This window comes from Alicyclobacillus fructus, from assembly GCF_017329605.1.
Classification (GTDB): domain Bacteria; phylum Bacillota; class Bacilli; order Alicyclobacillales; family Alicyclobacillaceae; genus Alicyclobacillus; species Alicyclobacillus fructus.
Window position 1 is genome coordinate 65,183 of record NZ_JAFMTY010000008.1, and the last position, 21,402, is coordinate 86,584.

Here is a 21,402-nt window from a genome sequence, read left to right on the forward strand (position 1 = left end):
CTGCGATCTCGTCAGCCACTCACGGCGTCTTCCCGCCACTCTGGCGCGGCGCCGGAGGGCTGGCGGGATCGCCAAACCCAACGGGACAGCGCGTAACATGCGAGGGATGCCGCCGCAAGCGCGGCCTCGCCAAGCAGGTATTGCGCCTCCTGGGTGACGATGGCGAACCCAGTGAACAGAGTCACCACCAGCGGTGCCACGGGCCAGGCGGGCATCCGGTACGGCCGGGCTTCGCCGCGAAACCGGATCCGGCTCCACAGCGCCGCGAGGCCGATGAAAAAGTACACGACCGTCGTCACCGTGCCGGAAAAGATGATCAGCCAGTTGAGTTGGCTCATGAACAGCAGCACGGCGGTCGGGAGGCCCAGCAACAACACGCAGAGCCCCGGCGCCTTGAATCGATTCACCCGGCCAATCCGCCGATTGGCGAACGGCCACCACAGCCCGTCTCGGCCCGTGGTGTAGAACACGCGGCCGAAGTACATGAAGTAGACCAGCATCGAATTGAACAGCGCGATGCAGACCCCGACATCCAGAACCATTCGGAAACCGGGCCCCAGCGATGACTCCACGGCGTAAATCACAGGCGATGCGGCGCTGAAAAACGCCTTCAGGTCGGGCGCCGTCACGACCGCCGAAGTGAGCGGCACCACGATGGCGATGGCGGCCGTTGTGGCGGCGGTGATGACGGCTCGTGCCAGTTTCTTCGGGCCGCCCACCAGTTCCTCGGCAAATCCCAGCGTGGCGTCATAGCCGTTGATGATGTTGAACGCAGGAGCCAAGCTTGCCGCCATCATGGCCAAAGTCACAGGCCTCAGCTCGCCTCCGGCGAGATACACCGGGTGGAACGTCACCGCGACGAGCGATTGATGCGGGTGGATCCAGGCAGCCACCGTGACCGTCGACAGCACGAGCAGTTCGACAAACACCATGGCCATCGTGACGTAAGCGCCCAGTTCGACGCGCACGACACCGATACTCACGGCGACCGCGACGGAGATGAGCGCGATCACGGCCTCGGACAGGGGCAGGTGAGGCCACAGGTCCTTGACGAATTGCCCGATCCCGAGCGCAATGCTCGCGGGCAAAATCACGCCCTGAATCAGGTAGTTGAACAGCGTGATGAATGCCATGGGCCCGGGAAGCACGAAGCGCACGAGGGAATACATGCCCCCGGCGACAGGAAACATCGAACCGAGTTCCGCGAGGCACATGGAGATGAGGATCACGACGACCCCAAGGATGACGTCTGCACCGATGGCGAATGTGCCGCCGATGGAAAACACGCCGGAGGTCAGCAGAAGGACAGCCATCGTCGGCGAGACGTTGGCGATGGCCAGGCCCACGACGTCCCGCAAATGGAGCTTTCGGCTTAACTCTTGCGCATAGCCGAGATGTTGAAGCCTGGCAGTGTCGACAAACGCCACGGAGTCTTCCAACCAGCTCGCCTCCTGTCCGATTTGTCAACTTTCCTATCATGTTTAAACTCGTTGCACCAAAAAGAGGGATAAAAGCCCCATTGCGAAAGACCTCCCGGGCTTTTATCCCTCCGTGTGGCTCCCGTTTTTTTCGAGAGCTGGTCTCTCTCGGACCAGTCCCGGCGTCGCCGGCGGAACCCTAGAGACCTTGTGTGACTATATATATCACTAATGCGGATCATCATCAACAGATTCGACGCGATTTTCAGAAAAATTGTTAAGTAACATGACATACAAGCCGCTGAAATCGGTTTCTTCTAGCTTACCTATACTTGTACGGGTATTTGACTTTGAGAACCGAAGAGGGCAAGCTGGAATGGAGGTGATGGAATTGGTTTCGCTCGATCCGAAGGAGATGACGCCGCTCGATTGCTACAAGTTCCTGATCGGCGCAGTCATTCCGCGCCCCATCGCGTTCGTGACCACCCTCTCCGAAACTGGCGTGTTGAACGCGGCACCTTTCAGCTTCTTCAACGTGGTCACCCCGGACCCTCCTATGGTCTCCATCTCGGTTCAACGGCAGGGCGGGGCGCCGAAGGACACGGCGCGCAACGCCATTCACCGCGGAGCGTTTGTCGTCCACATCGTCAGCGAACCGTATGTTGAGCAGGTGAATCAGACCGCGGCCACACTGCCTCCCGACGAGAGCGAGGTGGCGCTCGCAGGACTTACGCCGGTTGCGAGCGATGCGATTGACGTGCCGGGCGTGCGCGAGGCGCGGATCCGCATGGAATGCGTTTTGGAACGCGCGCTTCCGCTCGGCGGCACGCCGGAGGCGCCCGCGTGCGACCTCCTGATCGGGCGCGTGGTTCGCTTTCACATCGAGGCGTCGCTCTACGATCGAGGGCGGATCGACCCGCACGGTCTCGCGCCCGTGGCGCGCCTCGCCGGCAACGACTACAGCTTGCTCGGCCGCATCTTCACCATCGAGCGGCCGAAATGACCCGTCTCGGCGTCCGGCCCTCGACAGCGGCATACACAAGCCCGGGTCTCCCTCGGCAGAGACCCGGGCTTTTGCATTAAGAGCGCATGACCTCGGCGACCAACTCGTACGATCGCAGACGGGCGGCGTGATCGTAAATCTGTGACATCACGATCACCTCGTCCGCCTTCGTCAGCTCAATGAACGCGCGGAGCCGATCCCGCACCGTCTCCGGCCCACCCACGATGGCCAAACGGCCGCGCGTCTGGAGAATCTGCCACTCGTACGGCGAGCACAAATCCTGCACGCGCTCCACCGGCGGCTGAAGCCGGGACGGCTTGCCTCGGATGAGCGAGAGTTGTTGCAGTTGCGCGGATGTGGCCAGGTAGCGCGCCTCCTCGTCCGTCGCCGCCGCCACCACCGCCGCACCGACCATGACGTACGGCTCCTTGAGCCACGCCGACGGGCGAAAGTTGGCCCGGTAGGTCTCCAACGCAATCATCAGGTAGTCCGGCGCGAAATGGCTCGCGTACGCAAACGGCAGCCCGAGTTCCGCCGCGAGCCGGGCGCTGAAATCGCTCGAGCCGAGCAGCCAGATGGGGATCTCCATGCCTTCTCCGGGGACGGCCCGAACGCGGCGCTCGTCGCCGTCCGCGGGATGGAAATAGCGCAAAAGCTGCGCCAGCCGGTCGGGGAAGTCGTGCCCGTGCCGATCCGGATCTCCGCCCAGCGCCCGAATGGTGGGCGCATCCGTGCCGGGCGCCCGGCCCAAGCCGAGATCGATCCGGCCGGGAAACATCGAGGCGAGCGTCCCGAACTGCTCCGCCACGATGAGCGGCGCGTGATTCGGCAACATCACGCCGCCCGAACCGACGCGGATGGTGCGCGTCTGCTGCGCCAGGTACGCGATCACGACAGCTGTGGCAGAACTCGCGATGCCCGGCATGCTGTGGTGCTCCGCCACCCAAAATCGGCGATAGCCGAGCCGCTCCGCGAGCTGCGCCAGCTCGGCGCTCCTGCGGAACGCCTCCGCAGGCGTGCTGCCTTCTGGAATCGGGACGAGATCGAGCACAGACAGCGCCGTCCCGTCCTTCGTCAAGCCCCAGTCCATGAGCAGGCCTCCTCCCGGTTTGCGACGGGCACAATCGGCCCATCGCCATTATACCCCCGGAGGCAGGCCGCTCCGAAACGCCGTCAGCTCACGGGCTGCGACAGGCTCGCGCGCATCCGCCGCGCGGCGTCCACCATGTTCCGAAGCGCCGCGACAGTCTCCGTTTCGCCGCGCGTCTTCAGGCCGCAGTCCGGATTCACCCAGAGCTGCTCGGGCCGGATCACCTCCGAAGCCTTGCGGAGAAGCGCGACCATCTCTTCGACCGACGGCACCCTCGGGCTGTGGATGTCGTACACGCCCGGGCCGATGTCGTTCTCATAGCGGAAATGCTCGAACGCCTTCAGGAGTTCCATATGGGATCTGGACGTCTCAATGGAAATCACGTCCGCGTCCATCGCCTGAATGGCGGGCATGATGTCGTTGAACTCCGCGTAGCACATGTGCGTGTGAATCTGCGTCTCGTCGCGCACGCCCGAGGACGCGATGCGGAAGCACTCCACCGCCCAGGCGAGATAGGCTTCCCAGTCCGCGCGGCGCAGCGGCAATCCTTCCCTCAGCGCAGGTTCGTCGATTTGAATCATCCCGATGCCCGCCGCCTCAAGATCCAGCACCTCGTCCCGAATGGCAAGGGCGATCTGCCTGCACGTCTCAGCCCGCGGAATGTCATCGCGCACGAACGACCACTGCAGGATGGTCACCGGCCCCGTCAGCATGCCCTTCACGGGCTTGTCCGTCAGCGATTGGGCGTAGGTGCTCCAGCGGACCGTCATCGGCGCAGGCCGCGCCACGTCACCGTAGATGATGGGCGGCTTCACACAGCGAGACCCGTAGCTCTGCACCCAGCCGTGCTTCGTGAACACGAAGCCGTCGAGCATCTCACCAAAGTACTCGACCATGTCCGTGCGCTCAAACTCCCCGTGCACGAGCACGTCGAGCCCGATGTCCTCCTGGATGTGGATCCAACGCTTGATCTCGCTGCGCAAATACGCCTCGTACTCGTCCGTCGACCAATCGCCATTGCGCCATTTCGCACGCGCGTCTCGCACCGGCTGAGTCTGGGGGAACGAGCCGATGGTCGTGGTGGGCAGAAGCGGAAGCTTGAACCGCTCCGCCTGCTTGACCTTCCGCTCCGCGTGCGGCGATTGGCGTTGAAGGTTCCACGTCCGCGCCTCATCGAGCCGCGCACGCACGTCTTCGCGATTCAGGCGGGCCGACGCGCGCCTGGAGGATAGGAGCGCCCGATTCGCCTCCAGCTCATCCGACACGGCCGCGCGCCCCTCGTCGAGCGCCCGCTTGATGAGCGCGATCTCGTCCAGCTTCTGCAGCGCAAACGCGAGCCAGGATCTGATCTCGGGATCCATGTCGGTTTCGAGTTCCACGTCCCACGGCACGTGCAAAAGCGAGCACGAGGGCGCCACCATCACGTGCTCGGCGCCGGCGAGATGCACGCCCTGCTCCACGTGCGCCAAGGCCGTGTCGAGATCGGCCCGCCAGACATTGCGACCGTCGATCACGCCGAGCGACAGCCGCCGCCCCTTCGGCCAGCCGAGCGCGTGCACCTGCTGGAGCGACTCGGAGCCGCGGACGAGATCGAGATGCAAGCCGTCCACCGGCAACTCGAGCGCCGTCGCCAGATTGTCCCCGAGCGACCCGAAGTAGGTGGCGAGGAGGATCTTCGGGCGATCCGCCTTCGCGAGCGCCGCATACGCGTCCGCGAACGCCTGGCGCTCCGCCTCCGTCAGGTCCAGCGCCAAGGCGGGCTCGTCCAGCTGCACCCACGCCACGCCCGCCGCGTGAAGGGACGCGAGCCACGCCTGATAGGCCGGGATGAGTTTGGGAAGCAGAGAGAGCGGATCGACGCCGCCGCCGACCACCTTGGACAGCTTGAGGAAGGTGATGGGCCCGACGAGCTGCGGCACCGTGTCGAACCCGAGCGCCTTCGCCTCCAGATATTCGTTGAGCGGCTTGTTGACGCCGAGTGTGAACACCTGGTCCGGGTCCAATTCAGGGACCAGGTAGTGATAGTTGGTGTCGAACCACTTCGTCATCTCGAGGGCCGTGGCTTCCTGCGTGCCGCGCGCCATCGCGAAATATTGTTGAAGCGATCCCGGCGCAAGGCCGCGGAACCGCTCGGGAACAGCCTGAAAGAGGCAGGCCGCGTCCAGGACGTGATCGTAGAAGGAAAAATCGTTGGCGAGGATCCAGTCCACGCCGCGATCCTTCTGGACCTGCCAGCGAAGCTTTCGAAGTTCCGCGGCCCGAGCGATGAGTTCGTCCTCTCCGATCTTGCCCTGCCAAAACTGCTCCACCATCCGCTTGAGCTCGCGGTGAGGCCCCATGCGGGGAAATCCGATTGAGGCGGTGATGGCCAAGTTGTTCTCTCCTCCTTCGCAGAATCGCAATGGCGCGGCCGAATCGCTGACGACGCGTGCCTCCCCGACACACGAGCGGCGCCCGGAATCATCTCCGGGCGTCGCCGTGAGCCGACGCCATCTCTACGTGGCGCTACTATAGCATCGCTTGCAAACTTTCGCAATTGTATTCCTTGCCTGAAGCGGCACGCACGTCACGCCTGCGGTTGGCCCTCCGCCGGCACCAGCGCCTGCAGGAGCTTGACCCCAATCGGACTCCCAAGGCCCGTGCAAGGGTCCCATCCCGGCCCGGCCTGATAAATGCGCGCCCGGTTGGCGATGTCGTTGTTGCCTTCGGTGATGTCCCGGAACACCTCGTTCTGGGGCAACTGATACAGGGTCGGATTCAGGTAGCCCACGGGCTTGCCGAGTCGCTGGTTGATCCGCGCCACCAGGGCGGCAAACAGCGGAGCCACGGCGCTGGTCCCGCCGATGACCGCCTTTTGACCGTCGATCACGACCTCATAGCCCGTGGCCGGATCGGCGTTGCCCGCCCAGTCCGGGACGCCGCGGCCGCTACTTGCCCCCGGATTCGCCGACGGCGGGACGTTGGCCTGCTCCTGCCACGCCGGCAGCGGAAACACGCGGCTCACGCCTCCGCCCGTCGATCCGCCGTCCGGTCCGTCGTTCCACACCGTCTCCCGTTCGATTTGCCCGCCGCTCGTGACGAGCCTCGTTCCGCCGCAGGCCAGAACATACGGCGACGACGCTGGAAAATCCACGTGGTACTGGCCATCGTCTTCGCCATCCGTGGATCCGCTGTCGCCCGCGGCCGCGAGCACTGTCACCCCGAGGGACGCCGCGTCCAGGAAGGCGCGATTCATCGCTGAAAGCGACGCAGGAGCCCAGCCGTCCTCCGGCCCGCCCCAGCTGATGGACACAATCGAAGGCTTGTTCGTCGGATCGTGAATGGCCGCGTTGATGGCATCGAGGAATCCGGCGTCGGTGTTCGGCGCGAAATACACGGCGATCTTCGCGCCCGGCGCAAGCGCCCCCGCGACTTCGATGTCGAGTTCCACCTCGCCGTCCGGTCCGTTGGGATCGCCCGTGGGTTGGTTGGTGGCGCCGTCCACGGAGACACTCACCACCTGCGGGGCCGGCACGCCGAGAGACGCAAAATACTGCGACAACGACTCTTCGTCATAGCCGCCGCCAAGCTCGATGATGGCGATGCACTGGCCCGTGCCGTCGAGCCCCTCGGGGAACTGATAGGCCTTCGCCACCTCGAGCGGCGTGTAGGCCTTGTGAGCCGCCGCCTGCGATCTCGCCTCAAACTCGGCGGTTTCCCGCCGCAGCCGAAAATGCGGCCGCGCCACGGGGCGCGTGTCGAGTCCCAGCACCGCCTCGACGATCGGCGCGACGCTGGCCGGCACGCTCACCTCACCCCGATAGCTTCGATACGAGCCGTCCGGATGATCGAAGTGCCGCAGCTCCACGCCAAACGCTCGACGGACGGCGTCCGCCGTCCCGCTGAGCACTGCCGTGCCCGCAGCCGCGTGCGCGCTGTCGAGCGCAAGGCCATGGGCTTCCGCGAACCGCCGAAGCTCGACAAAGTCATCCACGGCAGCACCGTGTTGGCGGACAAATTCCTCGCGCTCCAGATGTTCGCGAGCATGAGGAGGCTCAGCCGACAGGCGATGCACGCGCGCCTCGAGCTCGTCGGCCCGTTGGCGCCGCAGCACGACGGTGACCGAAATACGATGATCCGGTGCCACGGGCCCCTTGTCCACGGCGTTCGGCGCCTGCGTGCGCGCGTGCCCGGCAAGCACCCTTCGCTCTTCTGCGCCCTCCGTCCACGGCTTCTCCATGTCGCTCATCGCCTTCCACTCCATTCTCCAAGCGAGAGGATCCGATTGGGCATGTCAGGCTTCAGGCTTCGCTCTTCTCAGTATAGCACGCGCCAGCGAAAGGTTGTGTAAATCAATGAAAATTTGGGTATTTGCGCGTTCCCCGTGGTCCTGACGGCCTTGGCGAAGCATGCCCGCCACAGGACATGCACCGGCCAGCCATCACCGTGACAAGGATTCGCCGCGCTCCGCCACCACACCGTAGTGAACGTCGTTCGGGTAAATCCGGTGCAAGACGCGAAAACCGCCAGCCAAAAGCAGGGCCTCAACCTCTTCCACGGCCAGCCGCTCCTCCACAGGCGGGCCCATCTCCATGGGCCGCTTGTCCCACTCCAACAACAAAAAGCGGCCTCCTGCCCGCAGGACCCTGTGAACCTCGCGGATGGCCGCTTCGCGATGGGGCACTTCGTGCAACACAAACGCCATCAGGGCGCGATCGACCGACGCATCCTCCAGCGGCAGGCGTTCCGCGGTCGCCTGATGCGCCACGATGGTCTCCACGCCGGCATCCTTGGCCCGATCCGCCAGCATCCGAAGCATGTCGGAGGACAGATCCACGGCGTGAACCCGGCCCCGCGTGCGGCGCGCCAACGGCAAAGCGAAGTAACCCGGCCCCGCACCGATGTCGATCACGTCGTGATGCCCGCCGACATCAAGGGCGTCCATCACGCGGTCCACAGGCAACAACCGCTCCCGATCCTCGCCAATCAGCCGCATCGCGTGTTCCGGTCGAAAGACATGGGGCATAAACATCCTCCTCACGAAGCATCGCGCCTGTGCGCATGTCATCCGCGCGACCTGAGCCAAGCGTCGCGCAGGCCAGGCAAGTTGTCAAGTTCTACATGCCCCGATGCCCGTCATGGTATACTGCGAACATCCGAAAGGAGGGCCCGCGATGCGCTGGAAGGTGCTCGGTGCCGTGATTTTCGCCGTCCTGATCGTGGCGTTTACCCTGGCCAACTCGACCGATGTTTCCGTCGACTTCATCGTGACGAAGGCGCGCGTGAACCTCGTCCTCGTCATCCTGTTGTCCGTCTTGCTCGGCATGATCCTCATAGCCATCTTGTGGTCGATTCACGCGTGGAGGTTGAGAAGCGAAATCCGCGCGGGGCGCCGCCGAATCGCGGAGCTGGAGGACAGGCTTCGCGCGTTGGATTCGGGTCCCATCATCTCGGCCGACCGGGCGAGTGCGCATGCCGGGCCGGGTCTTCCGCCCGACCCGGCATGAGACCCGGCATGACGCAACCTTGGCGCCTTAGCCCTGCACGTACTGGAGCGTCTCGCCCGCCCACAGGCGCACCGTTCCTCGCGTCACCTTGCCGCCCGTGACCACGGCGAGCGATCCCGTCGCCTCGCCGGTCAGCGCGGAGAGCGGCAAGACCACCACGCCGCGCGATGCCTGGTACGCGCGTCCCTGCCAGATCACCGTGGCGCCGTCCGGCAACCCCTTCAGCGTGACGCCGTCGCCGGCGAGCGCGGCGAACTGGCGGTATTGAACCGCGTATGGCGTGTTCTTCTCCTGAACTTCCAGATACGCGTCAAAGGGCGGCGCAATCTGCATGTGCAGGCTGTCCGATGAGAATACCTGTTCGCCATTCACCCAGGCGCGATACCTCGCTTTGCCGTCCGTCCAGATGACCACGTGGTATTCGCCGTGGCTTGGCGCAAGGGCGCTCCCCGGGATCTTCTTCAGAATCACGCTGTGGGCGTTTTGTTCGAAGCCGTACGCGTAGCCGATCTCCCACGTCGAGCGAAGCTTGCCGTGGACGCGCGTGGTCACCAGGGACACAAACACGTAGTTGATGAGACCGGTCTGGTCAGTGGTGCTCGTCTGGACGGCGAATACCAGCTCCCCGATGCCGTGCGACACCGCCGGTGGCGAAACGGCCCACGCGTGCGCGTACCAATTGGCCGGAAAGGGATCGCGCGTGGTCAAAAAGTAACCTCGAAACTGTGGCGTCCCTTCTCGAACGCCGACCGTCAGGTAGCCGTTTTGCACCCGGACAAAGCCCAGCTTCTGCCCCGCGCTTCCGTTCGCCTGCCACTGGTAGTACGGGGGCAGAAGGAGAGACGTGGAGCTCTGCAATTGGTGCGGCGCCTGCGACGGTTGGTCGAAGACCGTCACGGCCGGCGCGGATTGGACGGCGAGCGCGCCAGCAGGCCCGGCCAACAGCGGCTGAACCGCGCGCGGGCCGCGCTCCACGGCCGCGCCCCACACCACCAGGAGCGCCGCCAGCACCAGTGCGGCGGCGAGATACACGCGTTCCAACGGCCGATAACGCAGTCTGCCCGATCTCGACGTCTCAATGGCTGGCATACAGGTGAAAATCTCCTCTCATCGCTGTCCTCATGCCGACGACGACCGTGACGGCGGTGAACAGGCCGATGGCGGTCACCATGCCATAGACGGCGTAGGCGTCGCCTCTCGTCACCGACAAAGCCGCGACGAGCCCTCCCGCAGCCGTCCCGAGCCATACGCCGAGCGCTGATGCAAAGCGAACGCCCCAGAAGAACAGAAACTGACTGGCGAACAGTCCAACCGGCAGAATCCCGTAAACGAGCGTCGCCACGTGCAGCGCCATTTGATACGAGGGGCCGGCCACCAGGATGGGCGCGATGAGTGTCCCCGGCAAGCTCAGCAACACGGGCGGCGCGAGCGCGCCGATGATGAGGCCGACGGCGGCAAGAATGGCGACCCGAGACGCGAAGAACGCAAGCAGCGTGCGCCGCAACGCCCGATGCTCGGTGACGCGGTGTTTCATCATCCAGGTGAAAAACCGTTCCGAGAGCTCGGTCATGAAGTAGAACACGAGCCCCATCATGGGAAACAGCTCCAAGGTGGCGAGATCGGTCGTCAATTCGTACGTCGGCGGGTACACGTAATGCGCCAGCCCCTGCACGGCGCCGAAGTGGACACCGGCGACGACGCGATCGACAAACAGCATGGCGAAGTACCCCGTTCCATAGAGGGCATACGGCCACAACTGGCGCCAGACCGGCAGAAAGCGCGGAATCTGAACCCGAGCCCGCGTCTGCGCCTCGCCGTCCCGATCGTGCGGGCCGTCGCCGATCTCCTCGGGCAAGAGGCGTCGCAGTTGCCGCCGCGATCGGATGACGGCGTAAGAGTACACGCCGATGAGCGCGCCAGCCCCCGCGATGAGAAGCCCCAGCACTTGCGCCTGCTGCACGGCCTGCGCGGCGTACGATCCCGCATTCACGCGCTCGATGGTCCATATGGCCAGCCACGTCACGACGAGTGCCGCGCCGGTGGTGAGGACGAGCCCCGCGATGCGGCGAAGCAGATAGAGCGGCGCGAGCGCGATTTGGAAAATGTAGATGGCGATCGCGTATTCGAGAAACAGGTTCCCGTACGCAGGGCCGTACACGGGAGCGACGGCGAATCGAAACACCAGCGCGATGAGCAGCGCGGACGCCGCCGATCCATGGACAATGGCTCGCGTGGCAATCCAGCGGAACAGAATCCAGTTTCCCTGCCCGAGGTAGAACAGGGCGCGCACGGCGAACACCTGGGACACCGCGCCGGCGCACATGGTGGCCACGAAGAACGCGAGGCTCACGGCGGTCGCGATCTCCTGCGACGCCGACAGCGAGGACCAGAGCGCGATGCGCGTGATGAACAGCATCAGGACGCTCATCATCCACGGCGCCGTGTAGCCCACGCCCCGAAGATACTGCTCCGCCGCCCGCCGGAACCAGCCGAGCGGGCTTGGTCGGGTCAATTCCTCCGGCGTCTGATACAGCGGAATCCGCGCCCACACCTCTTCAGCAAGCTCGAAGACGTCGCGAAAGCCGAGCGATCTCGCGGCATCCCCGCCGTAACCGCAGTCCTCGAGGTGCACCGCCACTTCGAGCAGATTCCGGGGGTGAGGCTGGCGGCTCACCACCATGTACGCCAGCGCGTGCAGCTCCTGCTCCCACTCCTCCGGCGCCACGCCGCTTTCAAACGGAGACCTTGTGCTCATGCGTCCGCTCTCCTCCGTCCGACCACTCGTCGTACCATGCGCGGTAGCGCGCAAGAAACCGCTCGAGCGTATACTCCGCCAACATGCGATTTCGCCCCACCCGGCCGAGCTCCGCCAGTTGCTGGCGCATGCCGGCGAATCGAGCGATGGCGTCCGCCAGCTCGCGCGGACGGCGCGGCGGCACGAGGATGCCGTACGGCTGACGCACAATTTCCCGCATTCCCCCGACGTCCGTCGCCACGATGGGCCGCCCTGCCATGACGGCCTCCACAGCCGCGTACGGGAATCCCTCCGACGAGCTCGACAAGATGGCGATGTCACCCGAGTTCAGCGCGCCGTTCACATCGTCCGTCGGCCCGGCGAAACGCACTATGGGCTCGAGCCCGTACTCGCGGACGAGATCGCGGCAAGACGCCTCGTACACGGGATCGGGCGCCGGACCGTAGATGGTCAGCGTGACGCCCTCCAGCTCCGGGCGCCGCCCGTGGGCGTCCCGCAACCATCGCATGGCGCGGATGGCCGTGTGAATGTCCTTCAGCGGATCAATGCGTGCCACCATCACCAGGCGGAGAGGATTCTCTCCCGATCCCGCTTCGCGCACGATGTGAAAAGCCTTGGGGTCGACGCCGTTTGGAATCGGATGAATCTTGCTTGGCGGCACGCCGAGGCGTTCCTCCCACATCGCGTTGAATCTGGCGACTGGAGCCACGCTGTCCGCGGCCTGATACGCCAAGCGAACCACAAGGCTGTAGAGGCTCGAGAGAAAATATCGGTAGGGCGCGCCCCGCTCCACACGCGCCAGTTGAAGCAGGCGTTCGCGGTAGTACACGCCGTGCTCCGTCACGAGCAGCGGCCGGCCGTAGCGCTCTTTCGCGACGATCAGCGGCAGCGCGCAGAAGGCGGCGGCGGATGCGTGATAGACCCGCGCTTCGGGCGCGGGAAAGGCCAAGGGAGCAAGATAACGGTACAAGAGCTTGCCGATGTCGATGGCCTCGAACAAGTTGAGATGGCGAAACACAGGGTGTTCGGCCAGCCGAGATCGCAAAATCGCCCAGGTCTGAGGATGCCGCAGGGCGTATTTCATCAGGCCTGCCTCCGCGATGCGGGCGAACGTCATCAAGGCCTCCCGCGCGTCCGAGAGCTTCGTCTCGGCCGGGCGCAGACAGGCCGAGACCCAGGCCTCGTAGGCCGGCAAAAAGTCACGCCGAAAGAGCCTGCGCGCGCCAAACGGGCGCGACACGGGCGCATTCCAAGAAAATTCCTCGTGTCGATCCGTCCCCCACAAGGGCACCATCAGCAGGCGATCCACATTGCTCGGCAGCTCGTATCGCTGGCTGGCCCCGGGATTGGCCACCACCGAATACACGGTGAACGTCCGGTCCGCCAATCCGCGGATCAGCCGATCCGCCCAAGCGCTGACGCCGCCCAGCGTGTACGGATACGTCCCCTCCGTCGCCAGGAGCACATCCGAGATCGGGATACGTGAATCCCTCACCTTGTTCCCTCCGTCTCGCTCTGGCGCATCGCGAGCTGCAGGCGCCGCTCGAGCCCCTGGATGCGCTTCTGCAGATCGACGACGAGGGCATGCATCTCGTCCAGCTCGTGGAGCACGTCCGCCGCCCACGCCGCTTCCGTGCGCGCCCGTTCCCGTTCGGTCCGGTGGGACCCGGACTCATGCGCCGCTCGCGGACCTGATGGAACAGCCGATTCTCCGCCCAGCCAGCGCGCTTCCACAGCCCGCAGGGCGGCATCGAGTTCCCCGCTCTCGGCGTCCGGCCCGCCGCTCGGTGCCTCCATCGCCTGGCGCTTCTCGGGAGGACCCTGAGCGTCCTTTCGTTGAGCTTCTAAAAACTCATCGCGTGGCGCCGTCGCCTCAACCGCAAACGCCTCCGCCACAGGCTCCTGAAGGGCGACATCCACGGTCTTTGCCCGGCTCACGCTCTTCGACGACAAATCCAGGTTCTCTACGGCCAAGAAACATTGAGCCGCGAGAAGGGAATACTCCCGAATGTGTTGCGCCGGTTGATCAGGCAGCTCGCTCGCCCGCAGGAACTCGCGGCCCGCCAGGCGCATGTAGTGGTCGAATTCGTCCATGCGCCCGAGGTGCCTAGCGCACAGGGCGGCTTGCCGATAGGCAATCCCGGCGCGCTGAGGAATCTCTCCTTCGCGCGATCTCGCCTCCTCAAGAAACACGCGCAGCGCTTCACCGTACTCCCCCATGGCATAGAGCTCCATCCCCTGATGGAACGTGGGTGCCTTTGGATCGATCACCAGCTCACCTCGCACCTTGTGATTTACATCCTGCAATTGATTTGCGCGCAAACCGACATACCTTGACTCAGTATAAGGAAGACCACGCATGGCCACAACAGCCAAATGCGGAATGGACGTGAAGCCTCTGTGAACTCTTCCAGGGCAAACCTCACGTTTACACCGCAGCGGCGACCAACTCGTCTGCGCGCACCCACGCGCCCTGTTCCGGATCGCGAATCAACAAGCGGAGCCAGCCGTTCTGCACCTTGCGGCGGAATCGCTCGTCTTCCTGGAGCAGCCGCTCCACGGCGCGCACCGGCGCCTCGATGACGACCAGCAGGCGCACGGGCCGATGGTACAGGCGGCCATCGTCGCTCGCGACCGATTGCCACGGCAGGCCGGGCAAGAGATCGCTCCCGTTCCCCTGCATCACGCCGATGCCGCTCGTCACCGTCTGCGTCGGTTTGCTGCCCGCGCCGTGCGCGTGCGGGGCAACCGCCGATGCGTAATACTGAAGGTTGATCCACTGGGCCACCGTGACCGGACCGGCCACAATGGAGCGCAGGCTGCGGATGTCGGGGTCCAGCCGCCAATCGTAGTCGTGCAAAAACGCCTCGCCCAGCGCCGCTTCGAAGGCGAGATCCAAACGCCCGATCCAGAACGCGCGATTTCTCGCCAAGCCCCATTCGGGCCGGACCTCCGTCCAATCGGCGGCACGCCGCCTGACCTCGCGCGTCGCCCGAGTCCCTTGCAGGCCCGGTAGGGCCCGCGCCCGTTCGGCCGCGGCCTTCTCGCCCGCGCGCCGCACCGCGGCACAAAGCGCCTCAAAGTGGGCGCGCTCCTCACCGGTAAGCGGCGGCACATCCAGCCATTCGATCTCGTCCGTCGTCGTCACGTGCACCGCCGCCACAAACCGCGTCGATTCCGGAATCGAGATGCCGTGCTCGGTGGCCAGGCGCGATCGGACATCTGCGCGATTGAGCGCGGCAACCAGGGCCCGCGCGTTGAAGCGGCCGGATCGCCCGCCGCAGGCCCCGCAGTCGAGGGCCGCCTGATGAGCGTTGTTTTCTGCGCGCGCCTCGTGGCCGCAGACGACGACCAGAGGTGCAAACCGCGCGAGGCCGATGGACTGAAGCAGATCCGCCGCGAATTTCGCCAACGCCTCGACCGTGAGACCCACTGGCACATCGGACAGCGGTTCGCGCCGCTCGATGACGACCTTCGTCCTCGGTTTCGGCCAACCCGCGCGCTTAAGCCGCGCCGCGAGGTGGCGAAGCGGAGAGGCGGTTCGCAAGGCGGCATAGAGGGCAAGCCACGGTCCTGACAGTTCGGGCAGAGCGAGGGATGCGACACTGCTCTGCTTGACCTTTTTGAAGCTCTGCGCGACTGCGCGCCATGCGCCTGCAAGGCAGCGCCACGGCGCCACATCCGCCTCATCCACCCCCTCCTCGCGCACCTCTGCCACGGGCTCCACGATAGCTGGACAGCTGGGATGCGCATAGGGGCTGTCGAGCGATCGCGTCCAGACCGGCAGGTTGAAAAATCCGGCACACCCGAACGTCTCGTAGGGCCCCTCGGCCTCGATGTGGCGGCGCAAGATCTCCGAACGCACGTCGATGCAGAACAAAAGCTGCGCCTGCGGCGCGGCGGTCTCGCGCGGGGCGGACGCGCCGCAGGTTTTGATCAGGCGCGCCTCGTACGTCCGCTCCCAAGCGTCGAGCCACACGGCGTACCGATCCGCGACGCGGTAGCGATGCGCGGCGAGTAGCAGCTCGGCACTCGCCGAGTTCGGCGCCATCCGCAGCACGTAGGCCGCAGTGGTGGCGAGCCCGGCGAGATCCGGATGAGGCAGAAACGTTCGGTTGGCGCCCCCCGCGATGGCCCACTCCAAGAGGATGCGCATCGCCAGATAGTCGCGCATGAGCCGCTCTTCCTGCTCCAGCTCCCGACCGCGAAAGCGAAGCGCGCCCACAAATCCCGGAAGCCGGAGATAGTGAACGCGAAAGTAATCCGCCGCGAGGCGCGGAGCCACCTCGAAGCGCTCAAGTCCGAAGGCGAGCACGTCCTCCGGGTCATCCGGCAACTCCGCCAAGCGGCGCCTTTCGTCGCGATGAAAGGCCGGATCGCGCTCGGCCAGTGTGCGCGCCGCGCGAAACAGCCCTTGCTCGCGAAGCGGCATCGGCCATGCGGCCTGGCCGCGGTCCAGAAAGAGCTTCAGGTACCGGATGGAGAGCGCGTCCACGCGCGCTCGGTCGCCATCGGAAGGGAGCGAGAAGCAGAGCGCCTCCTCGGGCAGATGAGGCATGCCCGCGCAGTGCGCGGCAAGCGCCATCGCCTCAGGCGGGACGTCGATGGCCGAGCCCTCTTCCTCGGTGAGCGCCTCTTGCACAGCGGCAAACGCGTCCCGCACATGCGGCGGCACAGCTTCCTCCAGGTACTCATCCATACGCGCCCGCAGGAGATTTGGATCAATCTCGCCGCGATGGAGGGCGTGGCGAAGGATACGCATGGGTGGATACAGGCTCACGCCGCCGAGCGTCTGTAGCTTGCGCATCGCCTCCATAAATGGGACGGCCTCGAGATCCGGCCACGGATGCCGAGCGATGAACACGGAGATGGGCCACTGGACGGCGGTGGCGTCGAGCGCGAGCCGAGCGGCGCTGGCGGCGGACGACGCCGTCCAGCCTGACGCGGAGCATGCATTCGCGGTGTGCATCACTTCAAGATGGCCTCCTTGATCAATTGTTCGAGCGCAGTCGGCTGCGGCTCGATGGACGCCGGGCGCGGATCGGCGAGATGCACGAGCCACGCGTAGGCGCGCATCGACCATGGACGGGCCGGGCGAGATCGCCACCATGTCAAGGCGACGGCCTGGATGACGATGAGTGCGGCAGCGGCGGTGGCGAGCGCCGGATTCGGGCGGACCGTGCCCTGGCCGAAAGACGCGATGGCGCGGACGAGGGCCGCATGGACCTCTTCGGCGATCCCCACTGCTCCCGCGACCGCGAGGAGCCCCAGCCAGCGGCCGGCGTCAAGCGCGGCGATGCTCCGCGCCGCAATGGCGCAACCCGCGCCGAGCGCAAGCCCGGATAAAAGCCGCATTCCGTCGGCGAGATGCGGGAGGACATAGGCGGCGAAGAAGAGTGCGCCGAAGGCGGCCGGCCACATCGTCCGCCTCGGCTGCGAAGGCGGCGAAACGAGCGCGTCCTCGGGAGGCGGGACGGCGGAGCCGGAGCGAAGAAACAAGGTGGCCTTGAAGATGCCGTGCAAGATCAGGTGCACCACGGCGATCGCGTACGCGCCGATGGCGCACTCGATGAGCATGAGACCCATCTGGGCCATGGTGGACGCGACGAGCTGGCGCTTATAATCGGCCGACACCAGAATGGCTCCCGTCCCGATCAGCACGCTCAGCCACGCGAAGGCAAGGAGCAGCGCGTCCGGCCCTACGCCTGCGGCCGCGAGCACGGGCGCGAATTTGGCGAGGAGCAGGCCGCCGCCGTTCACCAGACCGGCGTGCATCAAGGCGGACACAGGCGTCGGGGTCACCGCGGAATCGAGCAGCCAGCGCCCAAACGGCCAATTGCCCGCCTGCGAGAGGGCCACCGCGACGAGGAAGAGACTCGCCGCAAAGCTCGCCGACGGATGCGTGGCGAGCGCGCGGATGCCCGCATCGAGAAACGGGGAGCGAGAGACCGCTGCGGCCATGAGGCAGACGGCGATCACGCCGATGAGGCTTGGTGCCAGCCTGAGCCAGGCCATCCTCGCGACCTCGCGCGCCGCTCGGCTTCGCCGCTGCAACGCCATCAGGCGAAGCAGGCCGACATCCATGCCCAGCCAGCACGCCGCGAAACACCACGCGTCGCCAGCCATCCACGCCGCGCTGGCGAAAAACGTCGTCCACGTCATCCATCCGAAGTAGGCTCCGTATCGCTCGTCCCCTGACAGGTGTCGAATGGAAAACGCCTGAACCAAGAGACCGAGCGCGCTGATGTAGGACGAGATCGCCCAGCCGAGCGGAGTCGGATGAAGCGGTCCGACGCGAACAGCCGTCGCACCTCCGGCCAGGCCAACGACGGACAGCAGACTCACAAGGCCCAGAGCCGCCAGGTGAATCCGGACGCGGCGCCCGACCTCTCGAACGGGCCACAGCGCCGCTCCGGTGCCACACGCCAATCCCCAGGCTGAGAGCCACGCCAATTCCATCCCATGTTCGGTCATCCACGAAGTCATCTGCGCCCTCCTCGTCCGCGACCTGTGGCCGCGGAATTCGACATGAAAACGGAAAAACCGGCGCGCTCGGCGATGGAGTGTCACACTCCATCCTTCGAGTCACGCCGGTTTTTCGCCAACTGATTCCAGCCGGACAAACACCCGGGTTGTATAGGTGGCCCAATCGCCTCGTCGGCCCCTTCTTCAGAAGTCGAACGCCGCGATAGGCACACCACCACGAATCTGCAATTTCGATGTTCCCCTATGCACCTGACGCCGCCATCCACCGCCGGCGCGGTTCCGACGCCTTACGTATCGCGCCCGGCGTCCACCGTCTCGCGGCCGCCCTCGAACTCGCCGGAGGCAAGCTTCCGCTCGAGATCCGAATGAAGCCGAAACACCATGATCCGCTCGCCCGTCCGCGTGCTGAGGTCGGTGAAAAAGCTCTTGACCTCTTCCCCGGTGATCCGGCGAATGATCTCCTTCAGATCCTCAACGCCGGACTCCACCAGACTCGTGCGGGTCCGCTTGACGGACAACATGCCCTCGTACGTCTCGCAAAGCGCGTACTCCGCCGACGAGAGAATGCCATGCAGCGAAACGATGATCATGTCCCTCAAGATATCCGTCTTGACCGAGACCGAGCCGCGCCCGAGATAGTCCTTTTCCCATTTGGTCAGGGCGTTGCTGATGTCAGCCTCGATGCAGCCTTTCAGCTTGGATGCCGCCATGTCTCTCTCCCTCTACCGCGATCGCTGCACGGCCTCGCGCTGGACATCAGTGAATATTGTAACAAGGGAACGCTCATGGCGACAAGGGGAAAACAGGACCGAACGCCCAGGTCCGGCCCGGGCGTTCGGTTCATCCAAGAGGCATGAAAAGACTCAGATGGGGTACTGGCGCCGATCGCGCTGAATGGAGATCCACTTGAGCGTCGTAAATTCATCGATGCCCCATCGGCCGTTGTAGCGCCCGACGCCTGAGGCCTTTTCGCCGCCGAACGCGACAAGAGGTTCGTCGTTCACCGTGCCGTCGTTCACGTGGAACATCCCGCTTTCCACCTGCATCGCAATCCGCACGCCCCGCTCCACGTCTCGCGTGATCACGGCACCTGTCAGCCCGTAGTCGCTGTCGTTCGCGACACGCACGGCCTCATCCTCGTCCGCCACAGGCATCACCGCCACCACGGGACCAAACATTTCATCTTTGGCGCAGGCCATCTCCGGCCGCACGTCGGCCAACACGACGGGACCCACCACATTTCCTTCCACAGGCCCCCGGTAGGCGACGCGAGCACCTTGCTCGATGCTCGCATCGACGACTGCCAGCAGCCTCTCGACCTGGCGCCGGTTGATGAGCGGCCCGATCACCGTCTCGGGATCTCGCGGGTCCCCCAACTTCAGTTTCGACACGCGCTCGACAAATTTCCCGAGAAATGACTCATACACATCTTTCACGACGATCACGCGATTGGCGCACATGCAGATCTGACCTTGATGCATGAATCGGCTGAATACCGCGGCGTCGACGGCAAGATCCAGGTCCGCATCGTCGAGCACGATGAGCGCGCTGTTTCCGCCCAGTTCGAGCGTCACGCGCTTCAGGTGACGGCCGGCCACTTCGCCGATATGTCGACCCACAGCAGTCGAACCGGTAAAGGAGATGATCCTCGGAATCGGATGCTCGAGAAACGCGTCGCCGATCTCGGCGACGTCGGCGATGACGATGTTGACCAGCCCCTTCGGCACCCCCGCCTCTTCAAAGACCTTCGCAAGCAGCGTGCCGCCGGTGATGGCCGCCTCCTCATGGGGTTTCAGAACGACCCCATTGCCGCAAGCGATGGCAGGCGCCAAGGCGCGCATGGACAGGCACATCGGGAAGTTGAACGGGCTCAGGATGCCCACCACGCCAGCCGGCAGGCGCAGCAGGCGATTCTCCTTGCCCGGGACGGTGGCGGGCAACAGGCGCCCCTCCATCCGGAGCGGATACGTCGCCGCCTCGCGCAGAAAGTTTTTGACCAATTCAAACTCAATGACCGCTTTGATGTGCGTCCCGCCGATCTCGTCCGCGACAAGCGAAATCACATCGTCGCGATACCCCTCCCAAATGCGTAGGGCTCGTTCCATCACCGCCTGCCGTTCGAAGGAATTGACCTGAGCCCAGGCCTTCTGCGCCTCCGCGGCGGCCCGGTACGCCTCATCGATGTCCTCGACCGTAGCCAGCCGAATTTCGGCGACCGTCGAGCCATCGAACGGATTTTGATCGCGGTGCACGCGGGAACTCCGTCCCTCGCGCCACTCGCCAGCGATATATTGATGAGAGAGTTGAGCACGGTCCAGCATGTTGACCTCCCATTCCTCGCCGAGCATGTCGCGGCACACGTTTCGAGGATCATGGTAAAAGCGCTTTCAAGGACGAACCATTGCCGTTTTCCGATATACGGAACACGAGTCCGAAAAAGATGGCGGGGTGCAGGGTCCTCCATGACGCCATCGAGTAGGAGGGGGCGGCTAGCCCCCCGTCCTCTCACACCACCGTACGTGCGGTCCCGCATACGGCGGTTCATGAAACGCTACGGGGTTCGAGATATCGCGTGTACATGCTCCTAAGTCCCAGTTTTGTGAGGTACACTCGGTCGAGGATACCGTTCAGTATCTTGGCCATGAACCACGGCCCGATGCGCGAATTCGCCGTCATGTGGACGACGTGTTGCGCTATCCCGAGTGCGCGCAGTTCTCGGTATCGAGTCCAGATGCACATCCGCACCCGCCGCCGTATCCATTCGTCGAATCGCCAACGACGAACTCGGCCCTTGATACCCGGACCCCTGCGGCTTCACCGCTTCCTTCCGGTTCAAGGCCCCGTCCGGGGTTTTCTACTGTCTTTGCTCGCCGTATGAACGCATCCAGTCCATCCTCGTTTCATGGTCGGTCCTTCCGCGGGTGACCGCTCACCTGCGTACGATGACCTCTGCTGACTCCTGCTCGTTCAGCGCCGCCTCTTGGCGGCGGTTACCGGCTCTACCGGCGTACCAAGCTGTCAACATCGGGTGTAAAATCCCCAATAATTGATGAGAATTCCCCAAGATTATCGGCCTACATTCCTCAAAATTATCGGGATGAATTCCCCACCCCCATGTCGAATCGTGGCACCTGTCATTCGTTCATGGGAACGCTCGATGACCT

At 64.8% G+C, this 21,402-nt stretch carries 15 protein-coding genes and 1 riboswitch; of the genes, 2 read left to right on the top strand and 13 right to left on the bottom strand.

Annotated features, from left to right (window positions below; translation table 11 throughout):
* Positions 1-11 precede the first annotated feature (11 nt).
* On the bottom strand, positions 12-1,439 hold the full coding sequence (locus tag J3481_RS05760; RefSeq protein ID WP_206830304.1) for an APC family permease: 1,428 nt from the start codon (positions 1,437-1,439) through the stop codon (positions 12-14).
* A gap of 89 nt (positions 1,440-1,528) precedes the next feature.
* A riboswitch (guanidine-I (ykkC/yxkD leader) is annotated at positions 1,529-1,632 on the bottom strand.
* Positions 1,633-1,809: 177 nt separating this feature from the next.
* Between J3481_RS05760 and J3481_RS05765 the strand changes: the two genes are divergently transcribed.
* Positions 1,810-2,421, top strand: a complete 612-nt coding sequence (locus tag J3481_RS05765) for a flavin reductase family protein (RefSeq protein ID WP_206830373.1) — start codon at positions 1,810-1,812, stop codon at positions 2,419-2,421.
* Positions 2,422-2,497: 76 nt separating this feature from the next.
* Here J3481_RS05765 and J3481_RS05770 read toward each other — a convergent pair whose 3' ends face one another.
* The 4 genes from J3481_RS05770 to J3481_RS05785 all read right to left on the bottom strand — a co-directional run bounded on the left by J3481_RS05770 (position 2,498) and on the right by J3481_RS05785 (position 8,516).
* Positions 2,498-3,511 carry an LLM class flavin-dependent oxidoreductase gene (locus J3481_RS05770; protein WP_206830303.1) on the bottom strand — a complete coding sequence of 338 codons (1,014 nt, stop codon included), beginning with the start codon at positions 3,509-3,511 and terminating at the stop codon, positions 2,498-2,500.
* Between the two features lie 83 nt (positions 3,512-3,594).
* Positions 3,595-5,883: a 5-methyltetrahydropteroyltriglutamate--homocysteine S-methyltransferase gene (metE, locus tag J3481_RS05775; RefSeq protein ID WP_206830302.1), complete on the bottom strand. Its 2,289-nt coding sequence runs from the start codon at positions 5,881-5,883 to the stop codon at positions 3,595-3,597.
* Between the two features lie 194 nt (positions 5,884-6,077).
* Complete coding sequence (locus tag J3481_RS05780; RefSeq protein ID WP_206830301.1) at positions 6,078-7,739, bottom strand: S53 family peptidase; 1,662 nt, start codon at positions 7,737-7,739, stop codon at positions 6,078-6,080.
* A 192-nt stretch (positions 7,740-7,931) separates the two neighbouring features.
* Entirely contained in the window at positions 7,932-8,516 is a 585-nt protein-coding gene (locus tag J3481_RS05785) for a class I SAM-dependent methyltransferase (RefSeq protein WP_206830300.1), read from the bottom strand.
* A gap of 148 nt (positions 8,517-8,664) precedes the next feature.
* Here J3481_RS05785 and J3481_RS05790 point away from each other — a divergent pair, with 148 nt between their 5' ends.
* Positions 8,665-8,997, top strand: a complete 333-nt coding sequence (locus tag J3481_RS05790) for a lipopolysaccharide assembly protein LapA domain-containing protein (RefSeq protein WP_206830299.1) — start codon at positions 8,665-8,667, stop codon at positions 8,995-8,997.
* Positions 8,998-9,024: 27 nt separating this feature from the next.
* Here the strand turns inward: J3481_RS05790 and J3481_RS05795 are convergent, their stop codons facing one another.
* From J3481_RS05795 to J3481_RS05830, 8 genes are all read right to left on the bottom strand, one after another.
* Complete coding sequence (locus J3481_RS05795; RefSeq protein WP_206830298.1) at positions 9,025-10,086, bottom strand: hypothetical protein; 1,062 nt, start codon at positions 10,084-10,086, stop codon at positions 9,025-9,027.
* A complete protein-coding gene (locus tag J3481_RS05800) occupies positions 10,073-11,752 on the bottom strand; it encodes a hypothetical protein (RefSeq protein ID WP_206830297.1) in 1,680 nt (559 codons plus the stop codon). The genes J3481_RS05795 and J3481_RS05800 overlap by 14 nt, the downstream gene beginning before the upstream one ends.
* Positions 11,730-13,247 (bottom strand): GT4 family glycosyltransferase PelF, encoded by a 1,518-nt coding sequence (pelF, locus tag J3481_RS05805; RefSeq protein ID WP_206830296.1) that lies wholly within the window; start codon positions 13,245-13,247, stop codon positions 11,730-11,732. Before pelF ends, J3481_RS05800 begins: the two co-directional genes overlap by 23 nt.
* Positions 13,244-14,023: a hypothetical protein gene (locus J3481_RS05810; protein ID WP_328702162.1), complete on the bottom strand. Its 780-nt coding sequence runs from the start codon at positions 14,021-14,023 to the stop codon at positions 13,244-13,246. The genes pelF and J3481_RS05810 overlap by 4 nt, the downstream gene beginning before the upstream one ends.
* A gap of 157 nt (positions 14,024-14,180) precedes the next feature.
* Entirely contained in the window at positions 14,181-16,721 is a 2,541-nt protein-coding gene (locus J3481_RS05815; RefSeq protein ID WP_206830295.1) for a DUF2309 domain-containing protein, read from the bottom strand.
* Positions 16,721-18,238, bottom strand: a complete 1,518-nt coding sequence (locus J3481_RS05820; RefSeq protein WP_206830294.1) for an NADH dehydrogenase subunit 5 — start codon at positions 18,236-18,238, stop codon at positions 16,721-16,723. The genes J3481_RS05815 and J3481_RS05820 overlap by 1 nt, the downstream gene beginning before the upstream one ends.
* 287 nt (positions 18,239-18,525) lie before the next feature.
* Positions 18,526-18,948 carry a DUF2294 domain-containing protein gene (locus J3481_RS05825; RefSeq protein WP_206830293.1) on the bottom strand — a complete coding sequence of 141 codons (423 nt, stop codon included), beginning with the start codon at positions 18,946-18,948 and terminating at the stop codon, positions 18,526-18,528.
* A gap of 153 nt (positions 18,949-19,101) precedes the next feature.
* Entirely contained in the window at positions 19,102-20,559 is a 1,458-nt protein-coding gene (locus tag J3481_RS05830; RefSeq protein WP_206830292.1) for an aldehyde dehydrogenase family protein, read from the bottom strand.
* Positions 20,560-21,402: the final 843 nt, after the last annotated feature.

Bases quoted from the DNA above. Each gene is read 5' to 3' on its own strand.
- J3481_RS05770 (WP_206830303.1), bottom strand. From the start codon at position 3,511: ATGGACTGGGGCTTGACGAAGGACGGGACGGCGCTGTCTGTGCTCGAT.
- J3481_RS05780 (WP_206830301.1), bottom strand. From the start codon at position 7,739: ATGAGCGACATGGAGAAGCCGTGGACGGAGGGCGCAGAAGAGCGAAGG.
- J3481_RS05785 (WP_206830300.1), bottom strand. From the start codon at position 8,516: ATGCCCCATGTCTTTCGACCGGAACACGCGATGCGGCTGATTGGCGAG.
- J3481_RS05790 (WP_206830299.1), top strand. From the start codon at position 8,665: ATGCGCTGGAAGGTGCTCGGTGCCGTGATTTTCGCCGTCCTGATCGTG.
- J3481_RS05795 (WP_206830298.1), bottom strand. From the start codon at position 10,086: ATGCCAGCCATTGAGACGTCGAGATCGGGCAGACTGCGTTATCGGCCG.
- J3481_RS05800 (WP_206830297.1), bottom strand. From the start codon at position 11,752: ATGAGCACAAGGTCTCCGTTTGAAAGCGGCGTGGCGCCGGAGGAGTGG.
- J3481_RS05815 (WP_206830295.1), bottom strand. From the start codon at position 16,721: ATGCACACCGCGAATGCATGCTCCGCGTCAGGCTGGACGGCGTCGTCC.
- J3481_RS05820 (WP_206830294.1), bottom strand. From the start codon at position 18,238: ATGACTTCGTGGATGACCGAACATGGGATGGAATTGGCGTGGCTCTCA.
- J3481_RS05825 (WP_206830293.1), bottom strand. From the start codon at position 18,948: ATGGCGGCATCCAAGCTGAAAGGCTGCATCGAGGCTGACATCAGCAAC.
- J3481_RS05830 (WP_206830292.1), bottom strand. From the start codon at position 20,559: ATGCTGGACCGTGCTCAACTCTCTCATCAATATATCGCTGGCGAGTGG.